Below are 15,956 nucleotides of genomic sequence, written 5' to 3'. Positions count from 1 at the left end.
GATGATGGCTTTGAGATTACGGTAGAGATTGGTCCTGCTCATCCCGATTTCTTTACCTAAGGTTTCCACATCGAATTCGGGATCAGTGTGATGTTTCTCCATGATGTTTAAAAGCCTTTGGACAAACTTTTCCTCCACAGAAGTCACGGAGATTTCTTTGGGATTCAATGAAAATGAGTTTTGATATTTGTCCCTTAATTTTCTTCTGGATTCCAGAAGGTTTTTTATCCTGGCCGAAAGTTCCTCGATCTTAAAAGGTTTGGTCAGATAATCATCTGCTCCCATTCCCAAGCCTTCCAGCCTGCTGTCCAAATCAGCCCTTGCCGTCAGCAGAATGATAGGAATATGACAGGTAATGTCCTCGCTTTTGAGCTTTTCACATAAACAAATTCCATCCATTTCGGGCATCATCACATCACTGACAATCAGGTCGGGAAGCGAATTTAATGCTGTTTGATATCCTAACAAACCGTTGTCCGCTTCCAATAGCATGTAGTCTTCCTGCAATTGAACCCGCATAAACTTCCTTAGATCGAGATTATCTTCCACCACCAATATCTTTGGCTTGACTGAAATAGATGATTCATTCAGGTTTTCAATATTCTTCTCATATTGGGATTTAAATTCCAAAGGAGAAGAGCCATTTAGGCTGACCACATTAGGTATTTGTTCCATATCATGCGGAGCTACACTTTTCAGAGGCAGTTCCACTTTAAAAGCAGATCCTTTTCCCGGAGTGCTGATTACCGAGACCTTCCCACCCATCAGGTCGGTTAGTTCCTTTACCAGGGAAAGGCCGATACCGGTCCCTTCGTAGGTTCTGGTGTTACAGAATTCTTCCTGATAAAATCGCTCAAAAATATGATCCAGTTTGTCTTTCGGGATTCCGATGCCAGTATCTCTTACCTCAACGGTTAACTTTAGACTGCCTTCTCCTTCGGTCCCCACGTCAGCCAAAAAACTTACTTCCCCACCTTCCGGAGTGAATTTATAGGCATTGGACAAAAGGTTGGAAAAAATCATTTCCAATTTGGGCGTATCGAAAAAAGCGTATATTCCCTCCTCAGGCAATACGGTCTGAAAGTAGATTTCCCTGCTTTCAAACAGTGAGATAAAAGAACCTATGAGACTCTCCAAAAAGTCCGTGATATTGCCGGGCTTGGGCTCAACCGTAAGTTTGCCTGATTCAAGCTTGGATAGTTCCAGCAACTTATGGATCAGGCCAAGCAGCTTGGATGCATTCCTCTCGATAAGTTCATAGGCCTCCCTCCTGAGACTTGAATTCCCATCTCTTTTTTTAAGTGTATCCACAGTCCCTGAAATCAGAGTCAGTGGGGTCCTGAACTCATGGGAGATATTGGCAAAAAATGCCGATTTTGCCTGATCAAGCTCATACATTTTTTCCGCCTCATTTTGTTGCAGTTTTAGATCGGAATTAATTCTTTCCCAATAAATTATACTTTTCCTCATCAAATATAGGACAACCGCAGTCACCATGAAAAACAACAGATAGGCCCACCAAGTCTGCCACCATGGGGGGAGGATAGTTAGGGCTAAGTTTATTCCGGACTCAGTCCAAACACCATCATAATTGGATGCTTTTACCCTAAAAATATAATCTCCAGGCCTAAGATTGGTATAGCTGACAAATCTCCGGTCATCTGAATAAATCCAATCCTGATCAAAATTTTCCAGATAATAGGCGTAGCGGTTGTTATGGGCATTCACGAAACTCAAAGAAGCAAATTCCATGGAAATAAAATTCTGATTGTGGGGCAGAATAATTTGGGTTGATTCTTCCCAGCCTGGTTTAGCCTTGTCAAATACATTGAACTGTGTCAGCACAACAGGTGCCGCATTTGGAGCAGGATTGATTTTTTGAGGATGAAAATATACAACACCATCACTTCCGCCAAAATACAATGTGCCGTCCTTCCCTTTGGTACTGGAACCTGCATTCACATAGCCCGTTGTGAAATGATGCTTCAGCGAACCGTAACCCAGGTCAAAACTTTGAACTTCCTTACTGATTGGATCGAGCCGACATATTCCTTTATTGGTACTCATCCATAACTTCCCCTTTTCATCCATTTCTACCCTGCTGATGGAATTACTGGGAAGCCCATCTTTTTTGGTGAAAGGAGTGAAATGACCTGTCTTTGGATCATACTGGCATATTCCTCCTCCACTTGTTGCAAACCAAAGGTATCCTTGTCTGTCCTCCACAATATGCCGGATCGAATGACTGCTCAAACTATTGGGATCATTTGGATTGGCAGAGAAATGTTGGAATTTACCTTCCCTTTGTTTATCCATTTGATTTAATGCATTGGATCCGGTCCCGATCCACAAATCATATCTACTGTCTTCAAAAATGGCATAGCACCAAGCATCACTGATGCCATCGAGATTGGATTTCCTATGTAAAAAATGATCCCATGTCTCCGTCTCCGGTAAAAATCTTTTTATTCCATTGAGTGTGGTTAGCCAAATAACACCACTTTTATCTTCAAAAACAGAAAACACATCCCGATCCGCTTCTCCATGTATTTTAGAAGCCTGAATATTGTAATGGATAAAGTTCTTTGAGGTGCTATCTATTTTACTCACACCTCCTTTATTTACATAAAAATTACTGCCCCCATAACCTATCCAAAAATTCCCCTTGCTGTCTTCCAAAACAGAACTGACGAGATCATTTAGAAGACTGTTGGGGTTTTGAGGCTCGTGTTTGAAATGCGTGAAAACCCCACTTTTTCGGTCATATTTATTCAATCCGCCTCCCTCCGTACCGATCCAAAGCATTTCATCCTTATCTTCAAAAATCGTCCTTACCATATTACTGCTCAAGGAATTGGGATTACCGGGCTCGTTTTGAAGCAGATAAAATTCCCTGGGTTGCAGATTGGACAGGCTTATTCCTCCATTGATCGTTCCCAACCATAAATTCCCGATTTTGTCATGCAAAACCGCATGGATATCATCACCGCCAATTGAATGTGGGTTATTGGGATCTGAATAATAACGGGTAAAAACCGTTCTTTTTTGATTTAATTTATTGAGACCATGTGTAGTGCCAATCCAAAGATTCCCCCATTTATCTTCTGTGATGGTCCTGGAATTGAGTATATCGGTACTTAAGGAATTGGGATCGTCCGGATCATGTTTGAAATGGATAAAATTTCCCGATTTTCTATCCAAACTATCCATTCCATTATTATAACCAAACCACATCGTGCCCCTGTGATCTTCAAAAATGGACATTACATTGTTACTGGCGATGCTTCCGGACTCATTTGAATCATGCTTCCATTGGATCAAAGACCGGTTACCGGCATTTGAAATTTTGAAAAGCCCATATCCAAAAGTTCCAATCCATAAATCTCCTGAGGCATCCTGAAAAATTGTATTGATAACAACATCTCCGGGAGAAATATCATTTAAATGGAGTGGATCTGATTTTCTATTTTCTGGGTCTAATATGTACAATCCTGTGGTAGTTCCGATCCACAGCATGCCATTATTATCTTCTTTGATCGCACTGATAGTGGAGACCTTGTTCGTTATGCCATTTTCTTGATATGTGATGGGATACCGGGTGAATTTTTCGGTTTGGGGATCCAAACTGCATAACCCCGAACCTGCAGTACCCACCCAAATCCGGCCTTTACTGTCTTCATGCAAATCAATAATCAGATTCTGCAATATGGAAGTGGTATCCTGATAATCCTGATTATATTCCTTGAATTGATAGCCATCGAATCGGTTCAGACCATCATAGGTCCCAAACCAAAGGAATCCCCTTCGGTCCTGAATCATGCAGAGTACGCTGTTGTGGGTCAATCCTTCCTGAATGGAAAAACGCTGAAATATCAAGTCATTGTTTTGGGCTATCAGGACATGAGTTGTCATGGAAGTCAAAAATGTAAAAAGCCATATAAAAATCAATCTACCCATCTAATTGATCATCAATTAATTATATATTCTAATTTAGACAATTCTTACAGTAACCTGAAACTTTTCCAATTCTATTAGCCGAAATCTGGAAAATTACAGCTATACCTATTCTTATCGGAATCCGAATGCAAATTACTGGTGTGTAAATTCTTTGATTTTAACATTGCTTTCCTTTAATGATGTTTTTTGCTTTCTAAGCTGAAAGAAATAATCAACAATCATTAACTGAGGCACCCAACAGAGCCAAGCCATGATTTCTGTATCATTATAAGTAAATCCCTGCTGGAGCATCCAATCAGACCCTATTCGATATGTCACAAATCCAAAAGTGACCACATAATTGCGGACCATCCATTCCTGATGCTTCTTTATTTGACGATTTCGGATAAACCGATAGGCGATTATTCCCGTGAAAAGCCATGCCAAGGCTAGACCAACGATTCCTGAACCAAAAACCAATTGTTGTGCGAAAAATAACCTGTAAATCCCCAAACCAAGACCGAAAGTCCCACTGATTAAAACCGAAAGAAAATAAATTTTGCCCATCAGCCGATGTACTTTTAAAAACCTGTTCCTCAATCCGTCCCAAAATTGCCAAGGTCCCAAAATAAGGGCTATGAATCCCGTTCCTATATGTGTTAAAAGCACTACCGGATTTGTATTCGTATTGGGGTTATTTTGAAAATACCTCAATCCATGTATCCCATGATCCAAAGCTTGATAGGCCAAATAGATCAATATGACACCAAATGTTATTTTAAGAGGCTTATTAAGCGGGCTGGTTTTGAAAGATAGTGCGTTCATTTCTGTCTCTATATGTTTTTTTAAAATACACATTTAATTTTCAATCATAAAGCTATCATCCAAACTCCGACATCTGTTAGTACTAATGTTTCAAAAATTGAAACAACCGTTCCATTTATGATGAATTGTTTCAATACATCGAGATAGGTCCTTTTTTTACTAAAAGTGCTTGGTCGGTAATCAAATGAACTGCTTTTTGAACTCCGAATTATTAATGGTGTCGATTTGCATCAACTCCCCACACTTGGAATTAAAAGAATGGATTTAGGGAATTTTATTTATCCAATCCTTTCAAATTTTTCGGAAATTAAATGATGGAGATTTACAGCAAACCTTAAAACTCGAAGCATTTTTTTTGTTTTTTGTAACTAAAAAAAGAGGATTTTTGAAAAAAATTCGTGAAAAATCTAATATTTACAATTGTTTTTAGTTCAAAAAGTTAGTTCTATCGTCGTTTTCTTCCATTTATTTAAATTCAGTATCCACTTGTATAAATAACCTAATTAATTCATAATCCTTCATTTAGCTTACCAACAAGTTGTGAAAAAGGGCTTATTTCTAATTTTATAAAAAATTTATGAATGTTTCCTTTGCAATTTGAAATGAAAAAATGATAACTTTAAAATCTGAATATTAAATTAGAAACCGTTAACCTTTATTTAAATTTTATTTAAAATCTACATTATGAAAAAGTTAATCGCTTTGTTCATGCTTTCCGGAATCTTGATGTTCCCGGTAACTACGAAAGCCCAAGTCGCAGACCAAGATGCTGCAGATGACACTACTGAAGTTGTGGAACAGGCAGCTCCCACACCCGCTGCCCCAGTCGTCGTTGATGATGAAATCATCGAAGAAGACAAAGGATTCCACCAAGTCATTAAAGAAAAGTTTATTGAAGGTGATCCTACTTATATGTCCCCTGTATTGATCTGTTTGATTTTAGGTCTTGCAGTAGCTATTGAAAGGATCATTACCTTGAACCTTTCTACCACAAACACCAAAAAGCTTTTGGCGAGAGTTGAAGAAGCACTTGAACAAGGTGGAATTGAAGCTGCTAAGGACGTTACCAAAAACACAAAAGGACCTGTCGCTTCAATTTTTACACAAGGACTAATGAGATACTCAGAAGGTATCGAAATGGTGGAAAAATCGATTATTGCCTATGGTTCCGTTGAAATGGGACGTTTGGAAAAAGGATTGGTTTGGATTTCCCTATTTATCTCCCTTGCCCCGATGTTGGGTTTCATGGGAACGGTAATCGGTATGATCGGTGCATTTGATGCTATTGAAGCTGCGGGCGATATTTCTCCATCCCTTGTGGCCGGTGGTATCAAAATCGCCCTTTTGACTACTGTAGCAGGTTTGATTGTAGCGATTATCCTACAGTTATTCTACAACTATTGTGTTTCAAAAATCGATTCTTTGGTCAATGACATGGAAGATGCTTCAATTTCATTAGTGGATATTCTAGTTAAGCATAAGTTGACTAAATAATTATTTAGTTGAATAATTGAAATCAACTGAATATTATTATTAACTTTATAAAAAACCGTTATGGATTCTATAGATATATTTATATACGTTGCTGAGATTCTGGTTGTCGTCGGAGCTGTAATAGCGATATTGATGCCGCTAATTAAGTCCCTAGATAATCCAGCTTCTCTGGTGAAAACAGCAATAGGTATTGCCGTATTGGTCGTGGTGTTTTTTATAGCATATTCCATTTCAGATGGAGAAGTGCTTCCAAAATATGCGGCCGATCCGTTTAATCTTACTCCAAGTATGTCGAAATTCGTTGGGGGTTCATTAATCACTGTGTATGGCCTATTTATCATTGCGATATTGGGCATCGTGTTAACTGAAATCAATAAAGCTGTAAAGTAATGCCAAAAAAGAAAGTGAGAGTGAGTCAGGAGGTAAATGCAGGGTCAATGGCGGATATTGCTTTCCTGTTACTTATATTCTTCCTCGTGACAACTACAATTGCTTCGGATAAGGGTATTTTGAATATCCTTCCTCCCAAGCAGGATCCCGATCAGCCGCCGCCTGAAATTAAACTGAATGAAAGAAATATTTTTAACATTCTTGTCAACGCCAATAACCAATTATTGGTAGAAGGTGAATATCTGGAAAATACAGATAGACTTGCAGAAGATGTTAAAATCTTCATTTTGAATTTTGGTGCACCTGATGAGGATGCGATGGCTTTGTACAACGCATTACCGCAATCTCTAAAGTCTCAAGCCAATAGAAGCCCGGAATCTTCAGATCATCCAATGTCCGGTGGCGCTGTGGTTTCCATTAAGACCAATAGGGGTACAAGTTATGAAAGGTATCTTGAGGTTTTGGACCAAGTAAAAAAAGCATATTTTGATATTTATGCTGAAAGGGTCGGAATGACAACTGATCAGTATAGAACTTTAACCGGTAAAACTGCTGCTGAGAAAGAGTTGTTGGACAGAGGTAAGGAGGGGATCCCTATGGCGATCTCCATTGCAGAACCTGATAAAATAGGAGGAAATTGATATGTCAAAATTCAAGAAAAAACCGAAAGCTGACCCAGGAGTATCTACTGCGTCACTTCCAGATATCGTTTTCATGCTTTTGTTTTTCTTTATGGTCACGACAGTTTTGAGAGAACAAGATTTACTTGTGGAACAAAGACTTCCTCAGATGACACAGCTTCAAAAACTAGAGAAAAAGACTTTGATCTCTTACTTATTTGTTGGAAAACCTAAGAACACCTCGCTATATGGGACAGAACCAAGGATTCAGGCAAATGACGTATTGATCGGTACAAAGGATATTCTCCTTTGGGTCAATCAGGAAAAAGATAAATTATCTGAAGCAGAAAGGGATCAAATAACGATTTCCATGAAAGCTGATAGAGAAGTGAAAATGGGACCGATCTCAGATATTCAATTTGAATTGAGAGAGGCTGATGCCAGGAAATTGATGTACGCCTCTACCGGTAAGGTGGAAAATTGATTGAAAATTTAATCTTAAAGTGAAAGCTATCCCTGAAGGGATAGCTTTTTTACTTTTGACTCGAAATGGTTCAGGTAAAAATCAAAGAAAGAAAAAAAGTTCAATCTGCATGGGCCATGTATGATTGGGCCAATTCTGTATATAGCCTGGTCATCACTTCCACCATTTTCCCTGTTTATTTTAATTCTGTCACCAAATCTGAGGAAAGGGGAGATGTAGTTTCGTTTTTCGGGATTGATGTTGTCAATACAGTACTATATTCTTATTCCATTTCTTTCTCATTTTTGGTTATTGCAATAGCATCTCCGTTTCTTTCCGGTATGGCAGACTATGGTGGAAGGAAGTTGATTTTTATGAAAATATTTGCCTATCTGGGATCCATGGCATGTGTTGGGTTATTCTTTTTTGATGGTGACAATCTTGAGTATGGAGTGATATGTGCTATTCTGGCCAGCATAGGTTATGCGGGCAGTATTGTTTTTTACAATGCCTTTTTACCTGAAATAGCTACAGAGGATGAATTTGATTTTTTGAGTGCCCGTGGTTTTGCTTTGGGTTATATAGGAAGTGTGATTTTATTGTTGCTGAACCTATTTATGATTGAGCTTCCTGATTTCTTTGGACTCAAAGATGGGGGAGAGGCAGCAAGATGGTCTTTTTTGATCACAGGTATCTGGTGGGCGGGTTTTGCGCAGATTTCATTCAGGTATTTGCCCGATAATCCCTATAATAAGAAAGTGAAGAAAGCATTGTTGCTGAAAGGATATAAAGAAATCAAAAGGATATTCAAAATAGTAAGAGGTTCCACAGTGATGAACAGGTTCCTTGCGGCCTTCTTTTTTTACAGTATGGGAGTTCAGACTGTGATGTATCTTGCGGCAAGTTTTGGAGATAAAGAATTGGGATTGCCCGGAGATAAGTTGATAATCACCATTTTGATTATCCAACTAGTAGCCATCGGAGGCAGTTACCTCTTTGCCTATATTTCCAAGCTTTTTGGAAATAAAGCATCCTTGGTCATCATGGTTTTTATTTGGGTTCTTATTTGTGGAGCTGCTTACTATGTGGTCAATGAATATCAGTTTTACGCGCTTGCGTTTGTAGTGGGCATGGTCATGGGTGGTATTCAGTCCCTGTCAAGATCTACATATTCCAAACTTATTCCAGAGGATACTACCCAACATGCATCTTACTTTAGCTTCTATGATGTTACCGAAAAACTTGCCATTGTTTTGGGGACATTTTCATATGGTTTGATAGAACAGTTTACCGGAAGTATGCGAAACAGTTCTTTAGCTTTGGGTTTGTTTTTCATTGTTGGATTGTCATTCTTGATATTGGTAAGGATACCAAAACAGGATTTTCAACCTTTAATTGAAGTGAAAAATGCTTAGTATCATATCGGGTAAAAGAGTTTCCGAACTGGATAAATCCTTTATTCAGGCCAAAGGTATTTCTTCTTTAGACCTAATGGAAAATGCTGCTTTATCCTTCTGCGATTGGTATTATGGTCAATTTCCTTATATCGATCAGTCAATGTATTTTTTTTGTGGTCCGGGAAACAATGGAGGTGATGGTTTGGCAATAGCCAGATTGTTATCTAATTCTGTTGAAAAAATCACGTTAGTTTATTTTAAGGAAGTAGAGGACTGTAGTAAGGATTATCAATCAAATTTTTACAGGTTGCCTAAAAAGGTAGAAAAAATTCATATTGATGATTTTGATTTTGCGATTGGCAATTCTGCCATTATTGTTGATTGTATTTTTGGGGTTGGTATCAATAGACCTGTTGAGGGAAAATATAAGGAAGCAATTGAAAAATTGATTGGAATTGATGCCGACAAAATTTCTGTAGATATACCCTCAGGCATACCGGCAGACACCGTTCTGGAAGGAGAAGCTTTTAATGCAGATTTTACAATCACATTTCAGTTTCCAAAACTTTCTTTGCTATTTCCCGAACATGCAGAGTATACAGGCAAGATTGAAATATTGGACATAGGGATCTCAAATGATTTTTTGAAAAAATTTGCTGAACAAAGGTTTTTTGTTGAAGAGGAAGATATCCCATCTCTTCATAAACAGTTTCATAATTTCAGTCATAAAGGTGATTATGGAAAAGTGCTTTTGCTCGGCGGGAGCACAGGAAAAGTTGGGGCAATATTATTGGCTTCCAAAGCCGCCTTGAGAACAGGAAGTGGTTTGGTATCCAGCCTTATTCCAAATGAAGAGCGGATAATTTTACAAATCGCTATACCGGTAGTAATGGTATATACTTTTGAAGATTTTGAATCCTTCAATGATTTTGATGCCATTGGAATTGGTCCGGGATGGGGTGGGAATGTCGATATTTCTTTTTTTGAAAATCTACTTTGCAGTTATTCCAAACCCATGGTGATTGATGCAGATGGATTGAATGCTTTGGCCAGGAATCCAAAACTAATGAACAGCATCCCTAAAAACAGTATCCTGACACCCCATCTAAAAGAATTTGAAAGACTTGTTGGTGCTTGTAAAAATCACCGTGAACGAATTGATAAGGCAAAAGACTTTTCAGTTCAGTATGGGATTTATTTGGTTTTGAAAGGTGCTTTTACTTGTATCAGCTGTCCTGATGGTAATCAGTATTTTAACTCAACTGGCAATAAATATATAGCCACAGCCGGGTCCGGTGATGTTTTGACCGGAATGATCACTTCCATTTTAGGGCAAGGATACAGTTCACTCAATGCTGCGATTTGTGGGGTATATCATCATGGTCTTGCAGGTGAATTGGCATCCAAGAAATTACGAAGGGGATTAATCGCATCCGACATTATCAAAAAAATTCCTGAAACATACAGATTGATGGGGATTGAATGACAAATTATCTATTGTTTTAGAACTTAATCAATTCTGCTAAGGTTAGGCATGAAGTATTTTAAATCTGATGAACAAGGAAAAACTTTTACTTTGGACCTTAGCGGCAATAAACTTCACCCATATTGTTGACTTTATGATTTTGATGCCTCTCGGTCCACAACTGATGAGGATATTCGAAATTTCACCGAGGGAATTTGGTTTGTTGGTTTCGTCATACACTTTTAGCGCAGGAATCAGCAGCTTTTTGGGAGCCTTTATTTTGGACAAATATGACAGAAGAACCATTTTGTTGTGGGTATTTACCGGCTTTCTATTTGGAGCCTTGGCTTGTGCCCTTTCTCCCAATTATGCTATTTTATTAATTTCAAGAATTATCTCAGGAATTTTTGGCGGACTAACTTCCGCTTTGGTTTTGTCAATCATCGGAGATGTCATTCCTGATGCCCGCAGAGGTAGGGCCATGGGTTTGGTAATGGCTGCATTTTCGGTCGCTTCAGTTGTTGGTGTGCCATTTGGCTTGTTTATAGCCAGTATTTCAAATTGGCATGCTCCCTTTTTCTTTTTGGCAGGATTATCATTGGTGATCCTTTGGATGATATTCAAATACATCCCCACGATCACAGCGCATATCCAAAAGAAACAGTTTAAGCCAAGCCCTGTTCAGGTTATCAGAAGAGTGACTGGCAATGCCAATCAGATGCGCGCCATCTCCTTAACGATAATGATGATGCTGGGCCAGTTTGCTGTTATTCCATTTCTAAGCCCTTATATGGTTGCTAACGTTGGTTTTACTGAAATCGAGTTGACTTATATTTATATTGCCGGAGGATTGTTCACCATTTTCACCTCTCCTTGGGTGGGTAAATTAACTGACAAGTATGGAAAAATAAAGATCTTCAGCATCTTTATGACATTGAATGTGATACCGATAGCAGTTATTACTCAATTGGGTCAAACCCCTATTCCTTATGTATTATTGATTTCCACCATGTTCTTTGTTACATCCAATGGTAGAATGGTTCCCGCTGCAGCATTGATTACAGGTACTGCCAAATCTGAGAACAGAGGGAGTTTTCTCAGTTTCAATTCGGCAGTTCAACAATTGGCTGCTGGCTTGGCTTCGTTTTTGGCCGGATTGATTTTGGCGGAGGGGATAAATGGGGAATTGGTGAATTATGACATTGTGGGTTATTTTGCGATTGTCTTGAGTTTGCTTTGTATTCCCTTGGCTAGAAGGATTAAAGTAATTGACGTGGGAGAACCGGAAATAATTTTGGGCGACCCCACTGAATTAGTAGCTGAGAAAAACCCATAAAAAAAAGCCGCTTATTCAAGTTAAGCGGCTTTTTTTTAAAGAATATTAGTCTTAGAATTCGGCATGTCCGGGAGTTCTTGGAAAAGCAATTACATCTCTGATATTACCCATTCCTGTAACAAATAGAACGAGTCTTTCAAAACCCAGACCAAAACCGGCATGTGGGGTAGTCCCAAATTTTCTTGTATCCAGGTACCACCACATTTCCTCAGTAGGAATATCCATTTCTTCCATTCTTTTGGTCAGCAGATCAAGCCTTTCTTCACGTTGAGAGCCGCCAACTATTTCTCCTATTCCAGGGAACAATATATCCATTGCCGCTACGGTTTTGCCATCATCATTCTGTCTCATGTAGAAGGCTTTGATTTCTTTGGGATAATCCGTCAGGATAACCGGTTTTTTGAAATGTTTCTCAACCAAATACCGCTCATGTTCGGATTGCAAATCCACTCCCCAATCTTCAATCAGGTATTGAAACTTTTTCTTCTTGTTGTAATTGGAATTTTTCAGTACATCAATTGCTTCAGTATAAGTCAATCTTTGAAACTCATTATCCACCACAAACTGTAACCTCTCCAACAAACCCATTTCACTTCTTTGATCTGCTTTTTTGGTGCTCTCCTCTTCTTCAGCCCTTTTGTCAAGAAACTCGATATCATCTTTGCAGTTTTCAAGTGCATAGGATATTACATATTTAAGAAAATCCTCTGCAAGATCTTGATTGTCTTCGGCATCATAGAAAGCCATTTCAGGTTCAATCATCCAAAACTCCGCAAGGTGACGGGTAGTGTTGGAGTTTTCTGCTCTGAACGTTGGTCCAAAAGTGTAAATGTCTGCTAGTCCCATTGCTGCAAGTTCGCCTTCCAATTGTCCTGAAACAGTCAGATTTGTTTCTCTTTCAAAGAAATCCGCTTTGTAATCGATTTTTCCATCTTCAGTCAAAGGTGGATTTTTTAGATCAAAAGTGGTCACTTTGAAAGTTTCACCGGCACCTTCAGCATCTGAAGCGGTAATAATTGGAGTGTGTATGTAAAAGAAACCTTTGTCATTAAAGTATTTATGCACCGCAAAGGCAAGAGCATGTCTTACCCTAAAAACTGCCCCAAATGTATTGGTCCTTACCCTTAAGTGGGCAATTTCCCGCAAAAATTCCAAAGAGTGTTTTTTGGGTTGGAGAGGGTATTTTTCAGGATCAGCTTCACCCAGTATCTCAATACTTGCAGCATTCAGCTCATTTTGTTGACCGGCACCTTGGGAAGTCACTATTTTTCCAGATACTTTCAAACAGGCTCCGGTTGTAGCTTTTTTGAGGATTTCCTCAGTGATCAAATTGGGGTCGGCCACCACCTGAAAGTTTTTGATGGATGAACCATCATTGAGAGCAATAAAGGAAACGTTTTTATTACTTCTTTTTGTCCTGACCCACCCCATGATGGTCGTGTCTTGGTCATTGTAATTTTTTTCCAGAAGCTCTTTGATTTTTACTCTTTTGTTAAAGGCCATATAAATAGGTATAAATATAAATGTAAGTTTAAGAGTCTTATAAAATTGACTTCTTATAGGGAATGCAAAACAACGATTAAATAAGCTTTTTATCAATAAATAGTTCTAATTTCCTAAATTTGAAATCCGGGATGTTGGGGTCGTCTGTACAATGGACTCCTAATTCGGAATTCTTTTCAAACAAAAATATTGTATGCAGAAACTTCATTTAAGTCAGTCTCTATCTCAAAAATTATCTCCTCAACAAATTCAATTTATCAAACTATTACAAGTGCCTACTGCTGAGTTGGATACTAGGGTTGAGGAGGAACTGGAAATTAATCCTGCGCTTGAAGAGGGGAAGGAAGAAGATAAAAAAGATTCTGAAGAAGAATTTGAGGACAACAACTACGAAGAAGAAAATACTTCAGAAGATAAAGATGTCAATATTGAAGATTACCTCAACGATGACTATGGTGGATACAAAATGCAGGGCGATGGTAACTATTCACCCGATGAGGAGGAAAGAGAAATACCCATATCCGGCGGGATATCACTTCATGAGCAATTGATTGCCCAAATGGGATTTTTGAAACTTGATGAAAGGCAGAAAATCATTGGAAGGCAACTTATAGGTAGCATTGAAAATGACGGTTATATAAGAAGGGATCTGGAAGCGATTATCAATGACTTGGTTTTCAGTCAAAATATTGAATCAGATATCGATGAGCTGGAGGAGATTTTAAGAAAAATACAAAATTTTGATCCTGCTGGAATTGCCGCTAGGAATCTTCAGGAATGTCTTGTCATTCAATTGGAACGAAAAGAGCATCCTGATGACCCCACTGTCAAGAATGCCATTAAGATTGTAAGTGATTGCTTTGAAGAGTTTACCAAAAAGCATTACTCCAAAATTCTAAAGAAGCTTGATCTTGGAGATGAAGAGTTAAAGGATGCGGTCAATATGATTACCCGTCTTAACCCAAAACCGGGAGGTACTTCAGACGGATTGGTCAAAACCCAATATATCATTCCCGATTTCATACTGACCAATACCGAAGGTAAATTGGAAATATCCCTGAATTCCAGAAATGCCCCGGAATTAAGGATTAGCCGGTCATATTCTGAGATGTTTGATGCCTATGAAAAAAGTGACAAAAAGGATAAGAAGTTAAAGGATACAGTCACATTTGTAAAACAAAAACTCGATGCAGCGAAATGGTTTATAGATGCGATTAAACAAAGACAGCTTACATTATTAAAGACCATGCAGGCGATCCTTGATTTTCAGGGCGATTTTTTCTACGAAGGTGATGAAACTAAATTGAAACCGATGATCCTCAAAGATATTGCAGAAAGGATTGAAATGGATATTTCGACCGTCTCAAGGGTGGCCAACAGCAAATCTATTCAGACTGAATTTGGAATATATCCATTGAAATATTTCTTCTCAGAGGGGATTGCAACCGATTCCGGCGAAGATGTCAGCAATAAAGAGGTAAAAAGTGTGCTACAATCATTAGTAGATGCTGAAAGCAAGAAAAGACCACTTTCTGATGACAAGTTGGTAAAAATGCTCAATGATAAGGGATATAATATAGCTAGGAGAACCGTTGCCAAATATCGTGAACAGTTACAGATTCCGGTAGCCAGATTAAGAAAGGAATTGTAAGTGATCAGAAAGTTAGCTTTAATTATTTCTTTTGCCCTTCATCCGCTTGTAGTACCAAGTCTGATATTTGTATTTTTATTGCTTTCAGCTCCTCAGGCTACAAGTATGGGTACTTGGGAAAAAGGATATGTTCTGTTAATGATATTTTTGACCACATTTACAATTCCGGTTCTAAGTATTTTTACCTTGAAGTTGACTAAAAATATCTCTTCTATTGAAATGAAAAATAAAGAGGAAAGATTGTTGCCTTTTTCAATGGTCAGCTTGTATTTTGTGATGTCCACATACTTTTTTCATACAAAATTTAACCTTGAGCCCTTGTTAATTCAAACCTTGGTATCAATCACCATTTGTTTGGTATTATTAACAAGTATCACTTTTTTTTGGAAAATCAGTGCCCACATGGTAGCTATATCGGGGTTGCTTGCTATCATCGTCGCTGTAGTAATTCAGTTTCCGGGAAACGATTTGTTATTTCTATTATTGGGAGGGATTTTAGTGACCGGAGGGCTTGCGTCCTCGAGACTTTATTTGAATGCACATACCCCAATGGAGATCCTAGGAGGAATTCTATTGGGGTTTGGGGTTTGTTTTTTCTCCTTCCGATATTTCATATAAAAAAAAGACGGTATTCCCGGCTTGTTTGTTTTGAGGCTCAAGTTGTTTCTAAAACAAAGCTACAGAAATTCCAAAGTTTATCTGCGTAGCCTGTGTAGCAAATGGTCCTCTTTCCTTTTGGAAAACCTTATTTAAACCATAATACCCCCATAAATTGATTCCTGAAAAACCAAATCTACTATAAACACCATATCGTAAAGGATTGAATCCAAAAGATTGCCTGTCCTTGATTTGTCTGTCAAGACCATTGTTGTCGGA

12 protein-coding genes and 1 pseudogene are annotated in these 15,956 nt (G+C 38.5%); 9 read left to right on the top strand and 4 right to left on the bottom strand.

Annotated features, from left to right (window positions below):
* Positions 1-3,957 (bottom strand): two-component regulator propeller domain-containing protein (locus tag ACEW8O_RS13775; protein WP_373495205.1); only part of this gene is annotated, 3,957 nt, incomplete at its 3' end.
* 132 nt (positions 3,958-4,089) lie between these two features.
* A complete protein-coding gene (locus tag ACEW8O_RS13770; RefSeq protein ID WP_373495204.1) occupies positions 4,090-4,761 on the bottom strand; it encodes a DUF2306 domain-containing protein in 672 nt (223 codons plus the stop codon).
* Positions 4,762-5,445: 684 nt separating this feature from the next.
* Between ACEW8O_RS13770 and ACEW8O_RS13765 the strand changes: the two genes are divergently transcribed.
* The 7 genes from ACEW8O_RS13765 to ACEW8O_RS13735 all read left to right on the top strand — a co-directional run bounded on the left by ACEW8O_RS13765 (position 5,446) and on the right by ACEW8O_RS13735 (position 11,926).
* Positions 5,446-6,255: a MotA/TolQ/ExbB proton channel family protein gene (locus tag ACEW8O_RS13765; protein WP_373495203.1), complete on the top strand. Its 810-nt coding sequence runs from the start codon at positions 5,446-5,448 to the stop codon at positions 6,253-6,255.
* Between the two features lie 60 nt (positions 6,256-6,315).
* Positions 6,316-6,645: a hypothetical protein gene (locus ACEW8O_RS13760; protein ID WP_373495202.1), complete on the top strand. Its 330-nt coding sequence runs from the start codon at positions 6,316-6,318 to the stop codon at positions 6,643-6,645.
* Complete coding sequence (locus ACEW8O_RS13755; protein ID WP_373495201.1) at positions 6,645-7,286, top strand: ExbD/TolR family protein; 642 nt, start codon at positions 6,645-6,647, stop codon at positions 7,284-7,286. Before ACEW8O_RS13760 ends, ACEW8O_RS13755 begins: the two co-directional genes overlap by 1 nt.
* A gap of 1 nt (position 7,287) precedes the next feature.
* Positions 7,288-7,749 carry an ExbD/TolR family protein gene (locus ACEW8O_RS13750; protein WP_373495200.1) on the top strand — a complete coding sequence of 154 codons (462 nt, stop codon included), beginning with the start codon at positions 7,288-7,290 and terminating at the stop codon, positions 7,747-7,749.
* A 65-nt stretch (positions 7,750-7,814) separates the two neighbouring features.
* On the top strand, positions 7,815-9,143 hold the full coding sequence (locus ACEW8O_RS13745; RefSeq protein WP_373495199.1) for an MFS transporter: 1,329 nt from the start codon (positions 7,815-7,817) through the stop codon (positions 9,141-9,143).
* Positions 9,136-10,611, top strand: coding sequence for an NAD(P)H-hydrate dehydratase (locus ACEW8O_RS13740; RefSeq protein WP_373495198.1), 1,476 nt, complete (start codon positions 9,136-9,138; stop codon positions 10,609-10,611). Before ACEW8O_RS13745 ends, ACEW8O_RS13740 begins: the two co-directional genes overlap by 8 nt.
* A gap of 67 nt (positions 10,612-10,678) precedes the next feature.
* On the top strand, positions 10,679-11,926 hold the full coding sequence (locus tag ACEW8O_RS13735; protein WP_373495197.1) for an MFS transporter: 1,248 nt from the start codon (positions 10,679-10,681) through the stop codon (positions 11,924-11,926).
* A gap of 51 nt (positions 11,927-11,977) precedes the next feature.
* Here the strand turns inward: ACEW8O_RS13735 and asnS are convergent, their stop codons facing one another.
* Positions 11,978-13,429 (bottom strand): asparagine--tRNA ligase, encoded by a 1,452-nt coding sequence (gene asnS / locus ACEW8O_RS13730; RefSeq protein ID WP_373495196.1) that lies wholly within the window; start codon positions 13,427-13,429, stop codon positions 11,978-11,980.
* Positions 13,430-13,622: 193 nt separating this feature from the next.
* Here asnS and rpoN point away from each other — a divergent pair, with 193 nt between their 5' ends.
* Together rpoN and ACEW8O_RS13720 are read left to right on the top strand one after the other, a co-directional pair.
* Positions 13,623-15,080, top strand: a complete 1,458-nt coding sequence (rpoN, locus tag ACEW8O_RS13725) for an RNA polymerase factor sigma-54 (RefSeq protein ID WP_373495195.1) — start codon at positions 13,623-13,625, stop codon at positions 15,078-15,080.
* Positions 15,081-15,698 carry a PA-phosphatase gene (locus ACEW8O_RS13720; RefSeq protein ID WP_373495194.1) on the top strand — a complete coding sequence of 206 codons (618 nt, stop codon included), beginning with the start codon at positions 15,081-15,083 and terminating at the stop codon, positions 15,696-15,698.
* A gap of 48 nt (positions 15,699-15,746) precedes the next feature.
* Here the strand turns inward: ACEW8O_RS13720 and ACEW8O_RS13715 are convergent.
* Positions 15,747-15,956, bottom strand: a pseudogene (locus ACEW8O_RS13715) (PorT family protein); the annotation flags it as partial.

The sequence above is a fragment of the Aquiflexum sp. genome, from assembly GCF_041749095.1.
Classification (GTDB): Bacteria; Bacteroidota; Bacteroidia; order Cytophagales; family Cyclobacteriaceae; genus Aquiflexum.
The sequence above is the reverse complement of the archived record's forward strand: the minus strand, read 5'-3'. Positions and strand labels throughout refer to the sequence as shown.

What these genes read in the sequence shown, in the direction of transcription:
- ACEW8O_RS13770 (WP_373495204.1), bottom strand. Translation starts at nt 4,761, where the DNA reads ATGAACGCACTATCTTTCAAAACCAGCCCGCTTAATAAGCCTCTTAAA.
- ACEW8O_RS13765 (WP_373495203.1), top strand. Translation starts at nt 5,446, where the DNA reads ATGAAAAAGTTAATCGCTTTGTTCATGCTTTCCGGAATCTTGATGTTC.
- ACEW8O_RS13760 (WP_373495202.1), top strand. Translation starts at nt 6,316, where the DNA reads ATGGATTCTATAGATATATTTATATACGTTGCTGAGATTCTGGTTGTC.
- ACEW8O_RS13755 (WP_373495201.1), top strand. Translation starts at nt 6,645, where the DNA reads ATGCCAAAAAAGAAAGTGAGAGTGAGTCAGGAGGTAAATGCAGGGTCA.
- ACEW8O_RS13750 (WP_373495200.1), top strand. Translation starts at nt 7,288, where the DNA reads ATGTCAAAATTCAAGAAAAAACCGAAAGCTGACCCAGGAGTATCTACT.
- ACEW8O_RS13745 (WP_373495199.1), top strand. Translation starts at nt 7,815, where the DNA reads ATGGTTCAGGTAAAAATCAAAGAAAGAAAAAAAGTTCAATCTGCATGG.
- ACEW8O_RS13740 (WP_373495198.1), top strand. Translation starts at nt 9,136, where the DNA reads ATGCTTAGTATCATATCGGGTAAAAGAGTTTCCGAACTGGATAAATCC.
- ACEW8O_RS13735 (WP_373495197.1), top strand. Translation starts at nt 10,679, where the DNA reads ATGAACAAGGAAAAACTTTTACTTTGGACCTTAGCGGCAATAAACTTC.
- asnS (WP_373495196.1), bottom strand. Translation starts at nt 13,429, where the DNA reads ATGGCCTTTAACAAAAGAGTAAAAATCAAAGAGCTTCTGGAAAAAAAT.
- rpoN (WP_373495195.1), top strand. Translation starts at nt 13,623, where the DNA reads ATGCAGAAACTTCATTTAAGTCAGTCTCTATCTCAAAAATTATCTCCT.